We start from the raw sequence: 17,193 nt of genomic DNA on the forward strand, positions 1-17,193 counted from the left end.
GATGCACTTCAGACCAGAATCAGGTTGTCACGGTGCACGAGCTCAGGCTCAGCCATGTAACCCAGCTCCTTGACGATGGCGTCAGAAGGCAGGCCAATGATCTTCTGCGCTTCGAGCGCGCTGTAATTTGTAAGGCCACGGGCGATCTCGCGACCGTCAGCCGCCACGCAAACCACCATCTCGCCACGACGAAAGCTGCCCTGCACCAGCTTGACGCCGACCGGCAACAGACTCTTGTGGCTCTGGGAGAGCGCTTTCACCGCGCCCTCGTCCAGCACCAGCGTGCCCCGGGTTTGCAGATGCCCGGCCAGCCACTGCTTGCGAGCCGCGAGCATTTCACGCTCCGGGGACAGTAACGTACCCAAGCGCTCACCGGCTTTCAGACGCGCCAGCACGCGCTCGATGCGACCACCCACGATCACGGTGTGCGCACCCGAGCGAGCGGCCAGTCGTGCAGCACGCAATTTGGTCTGCATGCCGCCACGACCCAGCGCACCGCCGGTGCCGCCGGCCACCGCATCAAGGGCGGGATCATCAGCGCGCGCTTCATAGATGAGCTGCGCCTCGGGATTATTGCGAGGGTCAGCATCGAACATGCCGTCGCGGTCGGTCAGGATGACTAACAGGTCAGCTTCAACCAGGTTGGCCACCAACGCCGCCAGCGTGTCGTTGTCGCCGAAACGGATCTCGTCAGTGACCACCGTGTCGTTTTCGTTGATGACAGGGATGACACCCAGCTCAACCAAGGTGCGCAGCGTGCTGCGGGCATTCAGGTAGCGCTTGCGGTCGGACAGATCGTCGTGGGTGAGCAGAATCTGCGCGGTATGGCGCTGATGCTCGGCGAAGCTGGATTCCCACGCCTGCACCAGACCCATCTGACCGATTGCTGCAGCGGCCTGAAGCTCATGCATGGCACTCGGTCGCGCAGTCCAGCCCAGACGGCTCATGCCGGCCGCTACCGCGCCGGACGACACCAGGACCAGTTCGACACCCGCCTCATGCAGGGCCACCATCTGCTCGACCCAAACACCCATCGCGTTGCGATCCAGACCCTTGCCGTCCGCCGTCAGCAGCGCACTTCCGATCTTCACCACCCAACGCTGGGCACCTGTCACCTTGCTCCGCATGATCTTTCAACCTTAAGCTAGAGAGTCCGAATTCTAGATACTAAAACGCCGCTTCAAGAGCGGCGTCGTAGTTTACTTCAGTCGATCAGTCGCGGACGTAAATGATTTCCGGACCATCTTCGTCTTCCACATCCTCCTCATCCCAATCGTCATCGCCAATGTCATGCACGCTCTTCACGCCACTACGGCGCAAGGCACGCTGATCATCCAGCGCCTGCAACTGGGCGCGAGCTTCATCTTCGATGCGTTGATCCAGCTCAGCCAGTTCGGCGGCGTAGGCCGGGTCATTGCCCAGACGATCAGCGCGGTCTTCGAGGTAGCGCATGATGTCGTGGGTCAGGCGATCGGTGCCCTCTTTGGCGATGGCCGAGATCACGTAGACAGGGCCGGTCCACTCCAGGCGGTCAATGATTTCCTGCTTGCGGGCCTCATGCTCTTCTTCGAGTATCTGGTCGCACTTGTTCAGCACCAGCCAGCGATCACGGTCGGCCAGCGCAGGGCTGAACTTGACCAGCTCGTTAACGATGACTTCAGCGGCATCTGGCGCACTGCTTTCATCCAGCGGCGCCATGTCGACGAGGTGCAGGAGCAGACGCGTACGCGCAAGGTGCTTGAGGAAACGAATCCCCAGACCGGCACCGTGGGAAGCGCCTTCGATCAAGCCGGGAATATCGGCAATGACAAAGCTTTTCCAGCGATCGACACTGACGACGCCCAGGTTCGGCACCAGTGTGGTGAACGGATAATCAGCGACCTTTGGCTTGGCGGCCGACACCGAACGAATGAACGTGCTCTTGCCAGCGTTCGGCAAACCGAGCAGACCGACGTCAGCCAGTACTTTCAGCTCAAGCTTGAGGTCACGCTGCTCACCCGGCTTGCCCGGCGTGGTCTGACGCGGTGCCCGGTTGGTACTGGATTTGAAACGCGTGTTGCCCAGACCGTGCCAGCCACCATGAGCCACCAGCAGACGCTGACCGGCTTTGGTCAGGTCGCCGATTACTTCCTGGGTACCGGCGTCGATCACGGTGGTGCCGACTGGCACACGCAATACCAGCTCCTCACCCTTGCGACCGGTGCAATCGGTGCTGCCGCCGTTCGAACCGCGCTCGGCGTCGAAATGGCGGGTGTAGCGGTAATCGACCAGGGTATTGAGGTTTTCGTCGGCGATCATGTAGATCGAGCCGCCGTCACCGCCATCACCACCGTTAGGACCACCGTTCTCGATGAATTTCTCGCGACGGAAGCTCATGCAACCGTTACCGCCGTCACCGGCCTTTACTCGAATGGATACTTCATCAACAAATTTCATAGCGCACGCCTCCCGTCACAAAGACGAGCAAACAACATAGATTCATAAGGCTCTTGCAAAGATGAGCGTTGCGATACCGATCAAAAACCAGCGACTTCACACCACAACGGCCCACACAAACAGCTTTGCAAGAGACTCACCAGAAACAGGACCTTCTACAAACGAAAAAGCCCTGTCATCGACAGGGCTTTTCAGCTCAGGAGGCGCGAAGGTCAGGCCCTCACACCCCCTGAACGCAAGATTATGCCGCGACTTCAGTCTTTGGCACGATGCTTACATAGCGACGACCGAAGGCGCCTTTAACCTGGAACTTGATCACGCCTTCGACTTTAGCGAACAGGGTGTGATCTTTGCCCATACCAACGCCGTAGCCAGCGTGGAACTGGGTGCCGCGCTGACGCACGATGATGTTGCCCGGAACGATAACCTGGCCGCCATACATCTTCACGCCAAGGCGTTTGGCTTCTGAGTCGCGACCGTTACGGGTACTACCACCAGCTTTTTTGTGTGCCATGAGTCAATTCTCCTAGTGAGGATTAGGCTGAAATTAAGCCTGAATACCGGTGATTTTGATCTCGGTGTACCACTGGCGGTGGCCCATACGCTTCATGTGGTGCTTACGACGACGGAACTTGATGATGCGGACTTTATCGTGACGACCTTGGGAGATCACTTCAGCCACAACGGTAGCGCCTGCAACAACTGGAGCGCCGATGTTCACGTCGTCGCCATTGGCAACCAACAGAACGCGATCAAAAGTAACGGATTCGCCGGTAGCGATTTCCAGTTTTTCAATCTTCAGGTATTCACCTGGGGCGACCTTGTATTGCTTGCCGCCAGTAACGATTACTGCATAAGACATGGTGTATCTCCGATAATCCTGCTCACCCAGCTCTTTATAGGAAGAGGTATTGGCTGGCATGGCTGCACAAGGCTGGAAGGCCGACATGCAATTGCGTAAGGCAGGTGCTGCCCAGGAAGTTAGGGTGCGCGATTGTACGCAAGCGATCAACGCCTTGCAAGCTGCGCGATGTCACGCCTTGACAGGGTGGGGCCTGCAACCTAGCATGCCGCGCAACCCTTCTGGAGCACGTCTCGCTGATGCAACCCCAAGCCTTCTACACCGCTGTGGCGGACGACTTTACAGCCGTCGACCACATTATCAAGAAGCAGCTGACATCGCGCGTGCCGCTGGTCTCCAAAATAGGCGACTACATCACCTCTGCTGGCGGTAAACGCCTGCGCCCGCTGCTCGTTCTGTTGTGCGGCAAAGCGCTGGGCTCAGGCGGTGATGATTTACGCCTGCTGGCAGCGACCATCGAATTCCTGCACACCGCTACCCTACTGCATGACGACGTCGTCGACATGTCCGGCATGCGCCGTGGCCGCTCGACCGCCAATGCGATGTGGGGCAACGCGCCAAGCGTACTGGTGGGTGACTTTCTGTATTCGCGCTCGTTCGAGATGATGGTCGAACTCGGCTCTATGCCCGTGATGCAGATCCTGTCGAAGGCCACGCGCATCATCGCGGAAGGTGAAGTACTGCAACTGTCCAAGGTGCGCGACGCCAGCACCACCGAAGAAACCTACATGGAAGTCATCCGCGGCAAAACCGCGATGCTCTTCGAAGCGTCGACCCACAGCGCCGCAGCCCTGGCCAATGCCGGCACGGAGCAGAGCGAAGCACTGCGCACCTTCGGTGATCATCTGGGTGTCGCCTTCCAACTGGTCGACGACCTGCTGGACTATCGCGGCGATGCGGAGACCCTCGGCAAGAACGTCGGTGACGACCTCGCCGAAGGCAAGCCTACCCTGCCGCTGATCTACACCATGCGCGAAGGCACGGCTGAACAAGCCGCACTGGTTCGCCAGGCCATTCAGAAGGGCGGGCTGGAAGATCTCGAAAGTATCCGCGATGCTGTGGAAAAGTCAGGCGCCCTTGAGTACACCGCCCAACTGGCACGCGACTACATTGCTCGCGCCATTGCCTGTCTGGATGTGCTGCCGCCGAGCGTCTATCGCGACGCCCTCGTAGAGCTGAGCGAGTTTGCGGTCGCTCGCACACATTGATTGACCGCTGCCCTGCTCTGTTGAAAGCCCGTCCACGTGACGGGCTTTTTGTTGTGCGCGATTCAAGGCCGCACAAAGCCCGCCCCAATCAACCAATGCGAATTAATCTCAAATAGATCCTTGCTATTCCTCAGATAAGAATTATTCTCATTGAAACACTCAAGGAGAATCATATGACTTATCTGATTGATGCCTGGCTTGACCGGCCACAGCCTTACCTGCGCATTCTCGAGCGTGAGACGGGCAAAGTGTGTGCGGTGCTGGAAGAAGAGGCGCTCGACGAATTGCGCGATCAGGGGGATCTGGACGTCAGCAGCCTGAGTTCGAGCGAACCCTGCGTTCAGAAGGAGATGGTGCGAAGTCTGTTTCTGTTCTGCTATGCGCGGGCATTGCGTCCGGCCAGTGAACTGCATTGATGACAACAGATAAGACGACAATGCCGAGCCAGCGCGGGGCTGACTCGGCATCTATCAAGCGTGACGCGGTCGCTACTTAACCTTACAGGACGTCGAGCAACTCGACGTCGAAGACCAGAACGCTGTGCGGCGGAATGCTGCCAACGCCTTGAGCGCCGTAGGCCAGCTCGCTAGGAACATACAGACGCCATTTGCTGCCGGCCTTCATCAGTTGGAGGGCTTCGGTCCAGCCTGGGATCACGCCGCCAACCGGGAATTCAGCCGGCTCGCCACGATCGTAGGAGCTGTCAAACACAGTGCCGTCGATCAGCATGCCGTGGTAATGGGTGCGCACGTTGCTTTCGCGGGTCGGCTGAGCGCCTTCGCCCGCAGTGATCACTTCATATTGCAGACCGGAGGCCAGAGTGGTCACGCCATCACGCTTGGCGTTTTCGGTCAGGTATTCCTTGCCGGCGCCCGCCGCTGCTTCAGCCTTGGCAGCTGCTTCGGCTTGCATGATTTCGCGGATGACTTTGAAGCTCGCGCCCATTTCTTCCTGGCCAACACGGCTCGGTTTGCCGGCGAAAGCGTCGGTCAGGCCGGCCAGGATTGCGTCCAGGTCGACACCCGGCGGCGGATTGTCACGCAGTTGGTCGCCCAGTTGACGGCCAATGCCGTAGCTGACGCGGGTTTCGTCTGTGGACAGATTGACTTCGGACATGAGACTGCTCCGCTGAAGAGCGCCCTCGGGCGCCCGTGTTTAAAGGCCGCGCAGCCTAGCACAAAGCGTAATACCCGTAACCACTACCAGGCGGATCGAAAAGCCAAGGGGATTTTGACGTCCTGATTCAGGTGGTCGTGCACGCCGCACATTTCATCGTGCACCACGGCGTGGACCAGATTGAACGGCATCGGCGCAACCGGCTGTAAGAGTTCACGCGCGTGCTCGACGGAGCGCAGGTGCAATGCCTTGTTCTGCGCATCGACCAAACGATGCGCGACGCCCTGCATTCTTGCTTCCAGCAAGTAAATACCGCCTTCGATGGAGATCAGATTGAGCTCTTCAACACCACCAGTGCTGGAGTGGGAAATGAGTTCCTGAAGGTTCATGGCAAATCCTCGCGAGTCGCAGGAAATCGATCAGTGCTTGGTCAGTTTGTCCAGATAGCCCATCGCGAAGGCCGAAACCACGAAGGTCATGTGAATGATCACATACCACATCAGGTATTGCGGCTCGATGTTCTTGGCGTCCATGAACACCCGCAACAGGTGAATGGACGAAATCGCAACAATGGATGCGGCGACTTTCATCTTCAGCGATGAAGAATCCATCTTGCCCAGCCAGTTGAGCTTTTCCTTGCCTTCGTCGATATCCAGCTGGGACACGAAGTTCTCGTAGCCGGAAATCATCACCATGACCAGCAAACCGCCGACCAGCGCCATGTCGATCAATGACAGCAGCACCAGGATCAGATCCGATTCCGCCAGCGCAAACACGTTGGGGATGATGTGGAAGATTTCCTGGAAAAACTTCAGCGCCAGCGCCAACAGTCCCAGGGACAAACCAAAGTAGATCGGCGCCAGCAACCAGCGCGATGCATACATCGCATTTTCGATAAACCGTTCCATTGAAACTCACAGATAATTTAAAAGCTCGCGAGTATAGGGCGAAGGCCGATTAGCACAACCCACCGCGAAAAGAGTTGAAACAATAACGCCAGATCAGGCGCCGCAGACGCCCGACGAATCCGCATCCGCATCCGCAGATAACAGAAAGCAAATGCAGACGCGTCGAACGCCAGGTATCAGTTGACGGGAGACGTCCGCTGGCCCTGGGCGGCGTCGCTGTTGATTCTTCGCAGTTCCCCCTGCAGGTGAAGCCCCCAGATCGGGATTTCCTCTGCTGCTTGATAGCCATGCATCACAAGGCTTTCAGCAATGGCATCAAGCACCGATTCGGCAGCAACCGGTCCATGAAAAGGTCCCTGAGCCTTGAGTGCGGAGGGCTGTTCGCCAGACATTCCGGCAGCGAACAATAAGGTCCACATTCCTTTATCGCCTGACAGCGGGCGAACGACACATTCGATTCGGGTCACCAGACCCAGGCATTGGCGAGTAAGACAGAGGCTGCGCGGCATGGCGAGCTCCTCATTGATTGCAGTATTCATCTCCTTCGCACAACGAGGGAAACGCGTCAGTCCCTTTGACAACTGCTGCAACCCGACAATATCGAACAAATACCCCGTTGGAAAAGCGCGAAAACGAAAAGGGCGCCGAATGGTCATTTTGCCATCAAGCGCCCCGTTTCATTGACGTCAAAGGCCTAGCTTTTCAGCTCGGGCTGTAATTGTGGCGCCTCCTTTTCGAGCTCTTTGAGGTCGTCGTCGCTGAGCATTTCAGCAATGTCGCGCAGGCGGTCCACCACCCTGCCGTTCACCGAATCATCGGGGAACTGACCGTCTTCGTCCGCCTCACCGACCGGCATGCCCACCAACAGACTCAGCGCCTCATCCACCTGACGCACCGCGTACACATGGAACTGCCCGGCGCGCACGGCTTGCAGCACGCGCTCGTCGAGCATCAGCGTGGCAACGTTGGCATGGGGAATGATTGCACCTTGGTCACCGGTAAGACCCCGGGCTTCGCAGAGTCGGAAGAAGCCTTCAATCTTCTCGTTGACACCGCCAACCGCCTGGACTTCGCCGAACTGGTTGATCGAGCCGGTGATAGCGAAACACTGCTTGAGCGGGGTTTTCGACAGCGCTGAAATCAGCGTGCAGACCTCGCCGAGGGAAGCGCTGTCACCGTCGACGTAGCCGTAGGACTGTTCCAGCGCAATGCTCGCGGAAATGGCCAGCGGGAATTCCTGAGCGTAACGGCTGCCCAGATAACCGGTAAGGATCATCACGCCCTTGGAGTGAATCGGCTGACCCAGATTGACTTCACGCTCGATGTCGACGATGCCGCTGCCGCCCGGATAGACCGTCGCTGAAATGCGCGCAGGCACACCAAACGCCGAGTCACCCACTTCCAGCACCGTCAGGCCGTTGCACTTGCCGACCGCCGCGCCCTGAGTGTCGATCAGGATGATGCCCGCGAGCATGTCGTCGAGGATCCGCGCCGACACACGACCGGTGCGGGTGGCCTTGGCCTTCAATGCGCGCTCGATGTGGCCGGCGTCAGTGCGTTCGTCACCGGCCACGCTGCGGATGAAGTCTGCCTCGCTGACCAATTGAAACAAGTCGCCGATGCGCGCCGACAAGCGCCCTTGGTGCTCGGCCAGACGCGCGCTGTACGTGGCAAGGCGTGCGACCGCATCCGCCGTCAGGGGCGCCATGCCCTCCTCCGAGGTGCGGGTTTTGAGCAACTGCGCGAACTGCTCCAGGCTCTCGTCGACCATCGGGATGTCTTCGTCGAAGTCCACCAGGACCCGGAACATTTCCTGGAAGTCGGGATCGAGGTCCTGCAGCGTGTAGTACAGAGAACGCGCGCCAATGATGATGACTTTGACCTGCAGTGGAATGGTCTGCGGGGTCAGGGTCACGGTGGCAAGACGACCCAGCTCACCCAGCGGCGCTTCCATCTTCAGCTTGCGCGACTGCAGGGAGCGCTTGAGGGCGTCCCACACGAACGGCTCGCTGAGCATTTTCTCGGCTTCAAGCACCAGAAAACCGCCGTTGGCGCGGTGAAACGCGCCGGGGCGCAACTGACGATAGGTGGTGTAAAGCGCCCCCTGATCGGTGCTGTATTCGATGCGGCCAAAGAGGTTGTCGTAGGTCGGGTGCGGCTCGAACACCACCGGCGCACCACCGCTGGCGGAATGGCCGACCATCAGGCTTGGGCAGTATTGCTCTTCGAGCAGCTTGCGCGCCTGGGCGTCGGTTTTGCTGTCGTCAACCAGTTGCTCGACCACGGTTTTCAGCAGGTTGACCTGCACCGCCTGAAGGTAGGCGCACACCGCAGCGTTTTCGGCGTACTGCTCGGACAACGGTGCGAGCAGCGGCTGAAGCGCGAGGATGATGGTCTCTTCATTGAGTTCGCGCATCTGGTTGTTGGACTCGCGCTTCCACTGCGGCAGGCTGGCGAGTTCTTCATTCAGACGCTCTTCCAGCGTCGAAATATCGGTATGAAAACGCTCGCGATCGGCTTCCGGCAATTGCGAAAACTCGGCCTCGTCCAGCGCCTTGCCTTCGAGCATCGGGGTAAACGCGATGTTGGTGTTGTCGCGGTACAGCGCGATGTCCTTTTCCAGCGCGAGACGCTCGATGACATCAAGGGCGCGGTCGTAGCGCTGATTGAAGGCGCGGTCGATCGAACTCTTCTTTTGCTGGTAGGACGGATGCTCGAACACCGCAGGAAACGTCGACAGCAGGTTGTCGATCAGCCCGTTGATGTCGGCAATGAAATCGCTGGCGCTGCCAGGTGGCAATTCCAGTGCGCGCGGCTCCCGAGCATCGTCGAAATTATTGACGTACACCCAGTCCGAAGGTGTCTGCATGCGCTTGGCTTCGGCCTTGAGGTAGCGCTTGACGAAGGAGAACCGGCCGGTGCCGGGCTCGCCCATGACGAACACGTTGTAGCCGGGGCGCGGCATGGCGACGCCGAATTGCAGGGCTTCGACCGCTCGCTCCTGACCGAGCACGCCGCGAAAGGGTTCCAGATCGTTGGTTGTCGTGAAGCTGAACTGTTCAGCGGAAAAGGGACGGGTCAGCGCCTCAGGCGCAAGTCGCAAGCTGGCAGCAACAGAATCGGGCATCGGACATCCTTACATCAGGCGGGGCAGATGGGCGCATTCTGGCGCTCGCCGCACCGCACTGGCAAGGCATGAACCACCTGATCGTTTTTCCATGTGAGGAACTGTCCTACACACCCGGTGGAGGCGGATTACACGCAACAATCTGCAATTGCTGACGGAACGTTCATATCGTGCCTAAACTCCAACTTGCGCGACTGGTAACAATTTAAATAACCGGTCCGCCCTGGCGCCCTATCGGCCAGGAATCCGACCCTTGGTTGAAACAACAGAGACTAAAGCTATGAAACGGATTCTTCTTGGTACTCTCTTCGCCGCTGTGTCCATCAACGCCATGGCTCAAGCGCCTGGCGGTCCGGACTGCGGTTGGGGCAACATGCTGTTTGAAGGTCAACGCGGTACTCCCGCTCACTTTCTCGCTTCCACCACCAACGGTACTTCGGGTAACGCCACCTTCGGCATGACCTCGGGCACCAACGGCTGCTCCACCAACAGCGCGCTGACCTACGGCGGCAAATCCTGGATTGCCATGAACGGCATGATGGATGAGCTCTCCAAAGACATGGCCATGGGCCAAGGCGAAGCACTGACCACCTACGCGGTCGTGTTGGGCGTTGCACCGGAAGACCGTGCGCATTTCGCCGCAGTCACCCACGAGCACTATCAGCAGATCTTCACCAAGGCTGACGCCACTGCTGAAGATGTTCACACCAACACCATCGACGTTCTGAAGAACGATCCGACTCTGGCTAAATACGCGACCCAAGCTTAAAGTCGTGCCGCCTGCCTTCCTCCCCGGAAGGCAGGTTCTCCGCCCTGCCCATTTCTGACTAGTTGCCAATCTATGCTCAAACGCCTTGCCTGGCTGGCGCTCTGTGTCTGCGCCCCGCTGTACGCCGCGACTCACGTCGACAATGATCGTTTGCAGCAACTGGCCAATTCCAGATTCTGGATCTCCATCGGCCACTACGAAGCCGGCAAGCTGGGTGGCTGGCGCAGCTATGTCGATGACCCGAAGTTCTTCCTCGCCCAGAACGGCGCCCATGACCCTAAAGCCGAATTGGCCGCGACCCTTGAGGCGATCTACCGCCCCGTCACCCAAGGTCAGGAAAACGGCCACCCGCAATGCGTTTACCCGTCTCGCACGCGCTTTTTGCGCGACGAATTGAAGCTGGCCGATCTGCCCGCGGTCGACTGCAAAGAATTCAACAAATGGTTTTCCGATGTGGCCCCGGACAGCACCGTGCTGATTTTCCCGGCAGCGTACCTCAACAGCCCGTCGTCCATGTTCGGCCACACGCTGCTGCGCATCGATCAGGCGGACGTGCAGGCCAACAAGACCGCCTTGCTCAGCTACGCGATCAATTTCGGCGCCTACATCGAGGGTTCCGACAACAGCATTCTGTACGCGTGGAAAGGCCTGGCGGGCGGCTACCCCGGTCTGTTCGCGCTGGTGCCTTATCAGGAAAAACTCTCCGAGTACCGTAGCCTTGAGAACCGTGATCTGTGGGAATACCGCCTCAATCTGACGCCGGAAGAAACCCGGCGCATGGTCGAGCACGTGTGGGAACTCAAACAGATCCGCTTCGGGTATTTCTTCTTCGACGAAAACTGCTCCTACCGTTTGCTGGAGCTGCTCCAAGTAGCTCGTCCAAGCCTGGACCTGACGCCGCAGTTTCGTCTGACGGCCATTCCCACGGACACCGTGCGTGCGGTCAAAGAGGCAGGGCTTGTAGAGAAGATCGAGTATCGCCCGTCCAGGGAGCGCGAGCTGCTGAGCCGTGCCGAGCCGTTGAATCACGACGAGCAACAGTGGGTGCTGAAAGTGAGCGCCGATCAAAAGCAGCTGCAGAACGACACCTACCTCGCCCTGCCGAAGGAACGCCGTGCCTTAATTCAGGACGCGGCCTACAGGCTGGAGCGATATCGGGCCAACGGGCAGGAGCGCGACCCTACAAGCGCGCAACGCAGCTATGACCTGCTGCGTGCGATCAGCACCAATCCGCCACCTGCGCTGGAAATTGAACGCCCGGGGCTGCCGGAAGACGGGCATGAATCACGGACCTGGCAACTGGGAGCCGGCACGCGTGATGACAAAGCGTTCGCCGAATACGGCTTGCGTATGGCGTATCACGATTTGAACGACAATGCGTACGGCTTCCCGCTGGGCGCGCAGATCGAGATCCTTCAGCTCAAGCTGCGCCAATATGAAGACAGTCATTGGCAGGTGCAGCGGCTCGATCTGGCGACCATCCGCTCGCTGACACCGCGCAACGAGCTGTTGCAACCGTGGTCATGGCAAGTGGCGGGCGGCCTTGAGCGGGTGCTGGGCAAGCACGGCGACGAGAATCTGGTCAGCCATGTCAACGGTGGCGCCGGTGGCACGTGGAAATTGGGGGATGACGTGCTGGGCTTCGCCATGGGAACGGTGCGGATTGAGCACAATAACGATTTCTCGGCACTGATTTCGCCAGCGGCGGGTTTCAATACCGGCGTGCTGTGGCGCAATCCGTTGGGTAATTTCAGCCTGGAAACCAAGGGCGATTACTTCACCAATGGCGAAGTGCGGCGCAACATCAGCCTCAATCAACAATGGGAGCTGTCGCGCAACCTCGGGCTTCGGCTCAGTGCGCAGCGGGATTTCAGCCAGATGACCTCGCCGGTGAATGAGGTGATGCTGGAGCTGAAGTGGTATCACTATTGAGTGGCACGCTCGTGATTTTTTAGTGTGACCCCTGACGCTTTCCCGGCTGAGGCCGGTCCTACGATGCGCGCGACGGTTCTGTAGGACTGGCTTTAGCCGGGAAGAGGCCAGCCCTGCTATGTGTGCGTCGTGGCGTAACCTTCTTCTTCGATCAATTCCACAATCTGCTCAGCCTCAAGCTGGCTCTGCACTTTGACCTCCCCGTTCGCCAGATCAACCTGCACTTGCGCCGTCGGGTCCTGCCCCTGAATGGCGCTGGTGACGGCGCGCACGCAGTGTGCGCAGGTCATGCCTTGAACCTTGAATACCTGCATGTGCTGACTCCTCTTTACATCGAAAACGTGTGATAACGCCATCTAAGACCTTCCCGTCGGGGCAAGGTCAAGTTTCCGTTGCATCTGCCGGGCTGGCATTCATCCGCACTCTGCGCCAGAGTGCGCCTACAACCGTCATATCAGGAGAATCAGCCATGCGCTGGTCAGCCATTCGTATTGCAGGTTTCGCCGGCCTGTTGGCGTGCGCATCCTGGGCCCATGCCGATCAGGACTACGGCGTGCTGATCATTTCCCGCGAGCGCCTGGAGGTCTCCACCTCCTGCGAAATCGGAATATTCATGCAGGACCAACTCGTCGGCCGCCTGTACCAGGAAGAGTCACGCTCATTCAATTTGCCAGCCGGCGACCTGTCGGTGCGCTTGCGTGTGCTGCCGGGCCAGACGCCGGGCTGCTCGCCGGGCATTGAGGCGCAGAACAACACGCGCCTGCACATCAATGCGGGTGACGTTTTGAAATACCGCCTCGCGTCCGGGCCCAACGGGATGTATCTGAAGAAAGCGGATTTGAATTACTAGCCGTCAACGAAAAAACCCGGCCTGAGCCGGGTTTTTCTTTGTCGATTATTGCATCCAGGGCGGAGGCGGCTCTTCGGTTTTGCCCGGTGGGGCATCGTCCGCCGCACGCCCCGCCTGGCGACGGTCTTCATCCAGGCGCGCCGCTTCGATCTCGCGCAAGACACTGCCTACATCGGCAATCTCATCCGGATCAGCGAACACCCCGGTCAGAACAGTCGCCGGGGACAAAGTACCCGCCTCGAAATAGGACCACATCTCGCGGGCGTAGCGCGTCTGCTTCAGTTCAGGTGCGAAACGACCGAAGTACGAAGCCATGTTGCCGACGTCGCGCTCCAGCATGCTGAATGCGTGATTGTTGCCCGCCGCGTCCACCGCTTGCGGCAGGTCGATGATGACAGGCCCGGTCGGCGTCAACAGCACGTTGAACTCCGACAGGTCACCGTGCACCAGACCGGTACACAACATCAGGACGATTTGCTGGATCAGGAACGCGTGATATTCCCGTGCCTGATCCGGCTCCAGCGTGACGTCGTTCAGGCGCGGCGCCGCGTCGCCATATTCGTCGCAGATCATCTCCATCAGCAGCACGCCTTCGAGGAAGTCGAACGGCTTGGGAACCCTGACACCCGCGCTCGCGAGTCGGAACAACGCCGCGACCTCGGCGTTCTGCCAGGCGTCCTCGGTTTCTTTGCGACCAAACTTAGACCCCTTCGCCATGGCGCGGGCATCACGGCTATTGCGGACCTTGCGGCCCTCCTGATACTCCGCAGCCTGGCGGAAACTTCGTTTGTTTGCCTCCTTGTAAACCTTCGCGCAGCGTAGCTCTTTGCCGCAGCGCACCACATAAACAGCTGCCTCTTTACCGCTCATCAGCGGGCGCAGCACCTCGTCCACCAGACCGTCTTCGATCAGGGGTTCAATGCGTTTAGGAGTCTTCATCAGCTTTTATTGGGGGTCCTTCGTTGCCAAACACGCGATTGTTGCTCGTTATACGGCAATCTTCTGCCAGCGAGTAGGGGGTCAGCTCGATTGACCGTATGCCAGTTGTCTCACGACATCCCCGCCACATGGCCAAGCAGCATTCGTGCCGACGCATAATTCCGACCCTCTGTCGTCTGTATGGCAGTGTTTATCGAAGAGCGGCAATAACCCGACCAGACAATCTTCGCTCATGGTCCGCGAAACAGCTCGCCAGGGGTCCTCCCGAAAAGCCCTTTGAAGGCAGCAATGAAAGCCGACGTCGAATCGTAACCGCAGTTAAGCGCTGTGCTCGTCACGCTCACCCCTTCTTCCAACGCATTGAGTGACGACAGCAGGCGCGCCCTCTGCCGCCAGCTCCGGAAGCTCATGCCGGTTTCGCGCTGAAACAATCGCGTCAGGGTTTTTTCCGACATGTTCAAACGCGCCGCCCAGTCATAAAGGGTAATCGCTTGGTCCGGCGCTTCGATCAGTTCACCACACAGTCCCAGCAAGCGTAGATGACGAGGTAGTGGGAGCGAGAAACCCACCTCGGGCAAATTCGCCAATTGATCCAGCAGTACCTGAACGAGACGAGACTCGGCGCTATCGACGTCCGGGTAATCTGCCGGCAGCTGGCAGAACGTCTTTATCAACTCCCTGGCGAGTGGCGTGACTTCAAGCACCCGGCAGCGGTCCGGCGACCAGGTGCAGTCTTCCTTGCGCACGTAGAGGCTGCGCATCTCGGCACGAGTTGACGTGACGACTTCATGATCGAGCCCGGCAGGAATCCACACGCCCCACTGCGGCGGCGCAAAGAAACTGCCGTGCGGGGTATGGACCCCAAGCACACCACTGATGGCGTAGGAAAACTGCACCCAGTCGTGGCGATGCGTCGGGGTCCACGAGCCCGCGCTCAGGCTTTCCGCTCTGGCGTATAGCGGGCGAGGCAAGTCGGTCAGCGTTGGAATCAAGCGCCGAGTTTCGGCGTTGCGCGATGGGCAGTGTCCGTTGCTCGGCATATGCGTGCCATGTGTCGGGAGACAGAAGTCTACGCGCCTGTTCCAGACTTTTGCCAGTGGCGGAAGCCGAATTGAGCGTGGAGTCGGGGATCGAGTTCACTTAGAACCGGGCGCGCATTCGCTGCAGATCAATCGATGTGTTTGCCTCATGGGAGTTCAGGAAATCCAGGAGGGTTCGCACATACTTACGCGGGTCATCAATGCAGCCTGCAACTTACCCGCGTGCTCGTGAGCTCACGAATGCACTTGAGCTCGCCGGTTTCTTAACCGCGATAGCCATGAGTGGGTTTATCGCCAATGGGTCTGAGCAGAATTTGCGAGAAACCAAGCGCGGATCTATACAGAGACAGGACACCTGAAACTAACCATCAAAAGGACTTGCGAATGTCAACTCATGAGGCCCGCTCCGTCGAAGTAGAAGTTCTCGACGGAGAAAAAGTTATAGGCACTGCACCCACAGAGGCAAACGGCTCCTGGACTTACACTGTGTCTCCCTTCAGTGAAGGCATTCATAGTTTCACCGCCCGAGCCGGCGGTAACACATCAGAAAAGTATACTGTCGTAGGAGGCGCGTCGGAGCTACCCATTAAGGAAGACTTCGAAGACATACCCGTTGGCGAGCTTGTGCGAGATGTAACCGTAACAAACCCTAAGACGTTGACTGCAATCACATTACGGCAGGGTGATGCACAAATTTCGATCTATTCAACGCACCGAAACTGCCTTCTTATACATTCAGGGGCCATGATCGAAATAGTTCCAGCTTCCCCGGCAACGTCTGTTGCCTTCCTCCGACTTGAAGACAGCGAGAACGTCCGCATCACCTATTATGACAACAGTGGTTTCTTCGTAGGCGAGATTCTCTCCCCTAAAATCGGGAAAGTTGAGTTCAGCAGTACCACTCCGATCAGCCTGATCGAAATCGACGTTACGTCTGGCCATTTCAGGGAAGTGATAGACGACTTCGAGTTCAGCTAATTTGTTCGCTAACCCTGCTAATAAAAATACCTACGCGGAATAAAATCAGGATTCGAAGATGACACCTCCAGACACTCACACCACTTCTGTCGAAATCAGCGACAACGACAAAGTCATCACATCAGTTGACTCCACCGATGGTACATGGACTTGTCAACTTACTCTTGCGAAAGGAAATCACGAACTTAGGGCTAAAGTAGATGAAACCTCACCCCCTTACAGCATTTCGCAAACGAGCAATATAGACGTTGTGCAAGACTTCAAGAATTATGCCCTGGGCACCTATGGATTCAGATTCAGCACCGACCACATCGCTTTTTCAACTGCTAAAGGCCATGAATTCCTCATATCTGAACAAGGTGAACATACTCGCGTCTTAGGGATCACCTTATCGGCGACTCTAAAAATGAGCGAGGCCTTGCGGGCCATCACCCTATCTTTTTTGTATCAGAACGACGGGACATGGCGTTGTCATTATGGCAACGGTCAGATTGAGGACAAGGCGATTAAGAGGTTGGCTGATTGGCAGACAGTGACTTTTACACAGGGCAATATTACTTCTATTGATTTTCTGAGCGGTGCATACGATCCACTCTGGATTGACCAATGCCTGCTGACGCTTGAGGTGGGTGCTGGCTAAACCGAAACTCAACCGACTCATCCACTACAGGCGTCCTGACAACCGTATTAACCACGACAGACATCGATCTGGATCGGAGGGAGATAGCCTATAACCAAAGCAGCCACCTGCTCACCCACTCACCGCTCAAGTATCGCCGTAACCCCCTGCCCGCCCGCTGCTCATAGGGAGATGAGTCCGCGGCCCTGCCCCGCCACGCTCAACAACTTGGCCAGGTTGGCGACGATACAGCCACCTGTCGCCGCAAAAGGATGACCCGCCGGCAATGAGCTGCCTTTGACATTCAGCTTGCTGCGATCAATCGATCCCAGCGGCGCATTCAACCCCAGGCGGGTTTTGCAGTAACCCGGGCCTTTCCAGGCCTTTAAGGTGCACAGCACTTAAGCAG

The 17,193-nt window shown here is 58.1% G+C and carries 19 protein-coding genes and 1 pseudogene; 7 read left to right on the forward strand and 13 right to left on the reverse strand.

The genetic code is table 11. The features are described 5' to 3' along the window. Positions 1-8: 8 nt before the first annotated feature. The 4 genes from proB to rplU form a co-directional block, all read right to left on the reverse strand. The gene (gene proB, locus EC919_RS12545; protein WP_133774348.1) at positions 9-1,127 is read right to left on the reverse strand and encodes a glutamate 5-kinase; all 1,119 of its coding nucleotides are present in this window, start codon (positions 1,125-1,127) and stop codon (positions 9-11) included. A gap of 85 nt (positions 1,128-1,212) precedes the next feature. Further along, positions 1,213-2,436, reverse strand: coding sequence for an Obg family GTPase CgtA (cgtA, locus tag EC919_RS12550; RefSeq protein WP_133774350.1), 1,224 nt, complete (start codon positions 2,434-2,436; stop codon positions 1,213-1,215). Between the two features lie 241 nt (positions 2,437-2,677). After that, positions 2,678-2,950: a 50S ribosomal protein L27 gene (rpmA, locus tag EC919_RS12555; protein WP_037015434.1), complete on the reverse strand. Its 273-nt coding sequence runs from the start codon at positions 2,948-2,950 to the stop codon at positions 2,678-2,680. 33 nt (positions 2,951-2,983) lie between these two features. Then, positions 2,984-3,298, reverse strand: coding sequence for a 50S ribosomal protein L21 (gene rplU / locus EC919_RS12560; protein WP_003176051.1), 315 nt, complete (start codon positions 3,296-3,298; stop codon positions 2,984-2,986). A gap of 239 nt (positions 3,299-3,537) precedes the next feature. On the opposite strand from rplU, the gene EC919_RS12565 reads away from it, so the two are divergent. Both EC919_RS12565 and EC919_RS12570 read left to right on the forward strand, forming a co-directional pair. Continuing rightward, a complete protein-coding gene (locus EC919_RS12565; RefSeq protein WP_133774352.1) occupies positions 3,538-4,506 on the forward strand; it encodes a polyprenyl synthetase family protein in 969 nt (322 codons plus the stop codon). Positions 4,507-4,679: 173 nt separating this feature from the next. After that, positions 4,680-4,922: a PA4570 family protein gene (locus EC919_RS12570; protein ID WP_133774354.1), complete on the forward strand. Its 243-nt coding sequence runs from the start codon at positions 4,680-4,682 to the stop codon at positions 4,920-4,922. 82 nt (positions 4,923-5,004) lie between these two features. On the opposite strand, the gene EC919_RS12575 is transcribed toward EC919_RS12570, so the two are convergent. From EC919_RS12575 to EC919_RS12595, 5 genes are all read right to left on the reverse strand, one after another. Then, positions 5,005-5,622, reverse strand: a complete 618-nt coding sequence (locus EC919_RS12575; protein WP_122535350.1) for an FKBP-type peptidyl-prolyl cis-trans isomerase — start codon at positions 5,620-5,622, stop codon at positions 5,005-5,007. Positions 5,623-5,705: 83 nt separating this feature from the next. Further along, the gene (locus EC919_RS12580) at positions 5,706-6,011 is read right to left on the reverse strand and encodes a DUF6482 family protein (protein ID WP_133774356.1); all 306 of its coding nucleotides are present in this window, start codon (positions 6,009-6,011) and stop codon (positions 5,706-5,708) included. Positions 6,012-6,041: 30 nt separating this feature from the next. Continuing rightward, complete coding sequence (locus EC919_RS12585) at positions 6,042-6,530, reverse strand: TIGR00645 family protein (protein ID WP_065987683.1); 489 nt, start codon at positions 6,528-6,530, stop codon at positions 6,042-6,044. Between the two features lie 176 nt (positions 6,531-6,706). After that, complete coding sequence (locus EC919_RS12590) at positions 6,707-7,039, reverse strand: hypothetical protein (RefSeq protein ID WP_133774838.1); 333 nt, start codon at positions 7,037-7,039, stop codon at positions 6,707-6,709. A 185-nt stretch (positions 7,040-7,224) separates the two neighbouring features. Further along, positions 7,225-9,657 (reverse strand): Lon protease family protein, encoded by a 2,433-nt coding sequence (locus tag EC919_RS12595; protein WP_133774357.1) that lies wholly within the window; start codon positions 9,655-9,657, stop codon positions 7,225-7,227. A 280-nt stretch (positions 9,658-9,937) separates the two neighbouring features. On the opposite strand from EC919_RS12595, the gene EC919_RS12600 reads away from it, so the two are divergent. Together EC919_RS12600 and EC919_RS12605 are read left to right on the forward strand one after the other, a co-directional pair. Then, the gene (locus EC919_RS12600) at positions 9,938-10,426 is read left to right on the forward strand and encodes a DUF3015 domain-containing protein (RefSeq protein WP_122535346.1); all 489 of its coding nucleotides are present in this window, start codon (positions 9,938-9,940) and stop codon (positions 10,424-10,426) included. 72 nt (positions 10,427-10,498) lie between these two features. Continuing rightward, on the forward strand, positions 10,499-12,358 hold the full coding sequence (locus tag EC919_RS12605) for an Lnb N-terminal periplasmic domain-containing protein (protein WP_133774359.1): 1,860 nt from the start codon (positions 10,499-10,501) through the stop codon (positions 12,356-12,358). A gap of 116 nt (positions 12,359-12,474) precedes the next feature. Here EC919_RS12605 and EC919_RS12610 read toward each other — a convergent pair whose 3' ends face one another. Further along, positions 12,475-12,672, reverse strand: a complete 198-nt coding sequence (locus tag EC919_RS12610; protein WP_133774361.1) for a heavy-metal-associated domain-containing protein — start codon at positions 12,670-12,672, stop codon at positions 12,475-12,477. A 155-nt stretch (positions 12,673-12,827) separates the two neighbouring features. Here EC919_RS12610 and EC919_RS12615 point away from each other — a divergent pair, with 155 nt between their 5' ends. Continuing rightward, entirely contained in the window at positions 12,828-13,208 is a 381-nt protein-coding gene (locus EC919_RS12615; protein WP_133774363.1) for a hypothetical protein, read from the forward strand. A 45-nt stretch (positions 13,209-13,253) separates the two neighbouring features. Here EC919_RS12615 and EC919_RS12620 read toward each other — a convergent pair whose 3' ends face one another. Continuing rightward, entirely contained in the window at positions 13,254-14,147 is an 894-nt protein-coding gene (locus EC919_RS12620) for a PA4780 family RIO1-like protein kinase (protein WP_074890490.1), read from the reverse strand. A gap of 230 nt (positions 14,148-14,377) precedes the next feature. Next, positions 14,378-15,187, reverse strand: coding sequence for an AraC family transcriptional regulator (locus EC919_RS12625; RefSeq protein ID WP_133774365.1), 810 nt, complete (start codon positions 15,185-15,187; stop codon positions 14,378-14,380). A 384-nt stretch (positions 15,188-15,571) separates the two neighbouring features. On the opposite strand from EC919_RS12625, the gene EC919_RS12630 reads away from it, so the two are divergent. Beyond that, positions 15,572-16,165, forward strand: coding sequence for an Ig-like domain repeat protein (locus EC919_RS12630; RefSeq protein WP_133774367.1), 594 nt, complete (start codon positions 15,572-15,574; stop codon positions 16,163-16,165). A 58-nt stretch (positions 16,166-16,223) separates the two neighbouring features. Next, entirely contained in the window at positions 16,224-16,805 is a 582-nt protein-coding gene (locus EC919_RS12635; RefSeq protein WP_133774369.1) for a hypothetical protein, read from the forward strand. 161 nt (positions 16,806-16,966) lie between these two features. Here the strand turns inward: EC919_RS12635 and EC919_RS12640 are convergent. Continuing rightward, positions 16,967-17,185: pseudogene (locus EC919_RS12640) on the reverse strand (acetyl-CoA C-acetyltransferase); the annotation flags it as partial. Positions 17,186-17,193: the final 8 nt, after the last annotated feature.

This window comes from Pseudomonas graminis (genome assembly GCF_004364335.1).
Lineage (GTDB): Bacteria > Pseudomonadota > Gammaproteobacteria > Pseudomonadales > Pseudomonadaceae > Aquipseudomonas > Aquipseudomonas graminis_D.

What these genes read in the sequence shown, in the direction of transcription:
- EC919_RS12575 (WP_122535350.1), bottom strand. Translation starts at nt 5,622, where the DNA reads ATGTCCGAAGTCAATCTGTCCACAGACGAAACCCGCGTCAGCTACGGC.
- cgtA (WP_133774350.1), bottom strand. Translation starts at nt 2,436, where the DNA reads ATGAAATTTGTTGATGAAGTATCCATTCGAGTAAAGGCCGGTGACGGC.
- EC919_RS12615 (WP_133774363.1), top strand. Translation starts at nt 12,828, where the DNA reads ATGCGCTGGTCAGCCATTCGTATTGCAGGTTTCGCCGGCCTGTTGGCG.
- EC919_RS12620 (WP_074890490.1), bottom strand. Translation starts at nt 14,147, where the DNA reads ATGAAGACTCCTAAACGCATTGAACCCCTGATCGAAGACGGTCTGGTG.
- EC919_RS12600 (WP_122535346.1), top strand. Translation starts at nt 9,938, where the DNA reads ATGAAACGGATTCTTCTTGGTACTCTCTTCGCCGCTGTGTCCATCAAC.
- EC919_RS12605 (WP_133774359.1), top strand. Translation starts at nt 10,499, where the DNA reads ATGCTCAAACGCCTTGCCTGGCTGGCGCTCTGTGTCTGCGCCCCGCTG.
- rplU (WP_003176051.1), bottom strand. Translation starts at nt 3,298, where the DNA reads ATGTCTTATGCAGTAATCGTTACTGGCGGCAAGCAATACAAGGTCGCC.
- EC919_RS12570 (WP_133774354.1), top strand. Translation starts at nt 4,680, where the DNA reads ATGACTTATCTGATTGATGCCTGGCTTGACCGGCCACAGCCTTACCTG.
- EC919_RS12630 (WP_133774367.1), top strand. Translation starts at nt 15,572, where the DNA reads ATGTCAACTCATGAGGCCCGCTCCGTCGAAGTAGAAGTTCTCGACGGA.
- EC919_RS12625 (WP_133774365.1), bottom strand. Translation starts at nt 15,187, where the DNA reads ATGCCGAGCAACGGACACTGCCCATCGCGCAACGCCGAAACTCGGCGC.
- EC919_RS12590 (WP_133774838.1), bottom strand. Translation starts at nt 7,039, where the DNA reads ATGCCGCGCAGCCTCTGTCTTACTCGCCAATGCCTGGGTCTGGTGACC.
- EC919_RS12610 (WP_133774361.1), bottom strand. Translation starts at nt 12,672, where the DNA reads ATGCAGGTATTCAAGGTTCAAGGCATGACCTGCGCACACTGCGTGCGC.
- rpmA (WP_037015434.1), bottom strand. Translation starts at nt 2,950, where the DNA reads ATGGCACACAAAAAAGCTGGTGGTAGTACCCGTAACGGTCGCGACTCA.
- EC919_RS12595 (WP_133774357.1), bottom strand. Translation starts at nt 9,657, where the DNA reads ATGCCCGATTCTGTTGCTGCCAGCTTGCGACTTGCGCCTGAGGCGCTG.
- EC919_RS12635 (WP_133774369.1), top strand. Translation starts at nt 16,224, where the DNA reads ATGACACCTCCAGACACTCACACCACTTCTGTCGAAATCAGCGACAAC.
- EC919_RS12565 (WP_133774352.1), top strand. Translation starts at nt 3,538, where the DNA reads ATGCAACCCCAAGCCTTCTACACCGCTGTGGCGGACGACTTTACAGCC.
- proB (WP_133774348.1), bottom strand. Translation starts at nt 1,127, where the DNA reads ATGCGGAGCAAGGTGACAGGTGCCCAGCGTTGGGTGGTGAAGATCGGA.
- EC919_RS12580 (WP_133774356.1), bottom strand. Translation starts at nt 6,011, where the DNA reads ATGAACCTTCAGGAACTCATTTCCCACTCCAGCACTGGTGGTGTTGAA.
- EC919_RS12585 (WP_065987683.1), bottom strand. Translation starts at nt 6,530, where the DNA reads ATGGAACGGTTTATCGAAAATGCGATGTATGCATCGCGCTGGTTGCTG.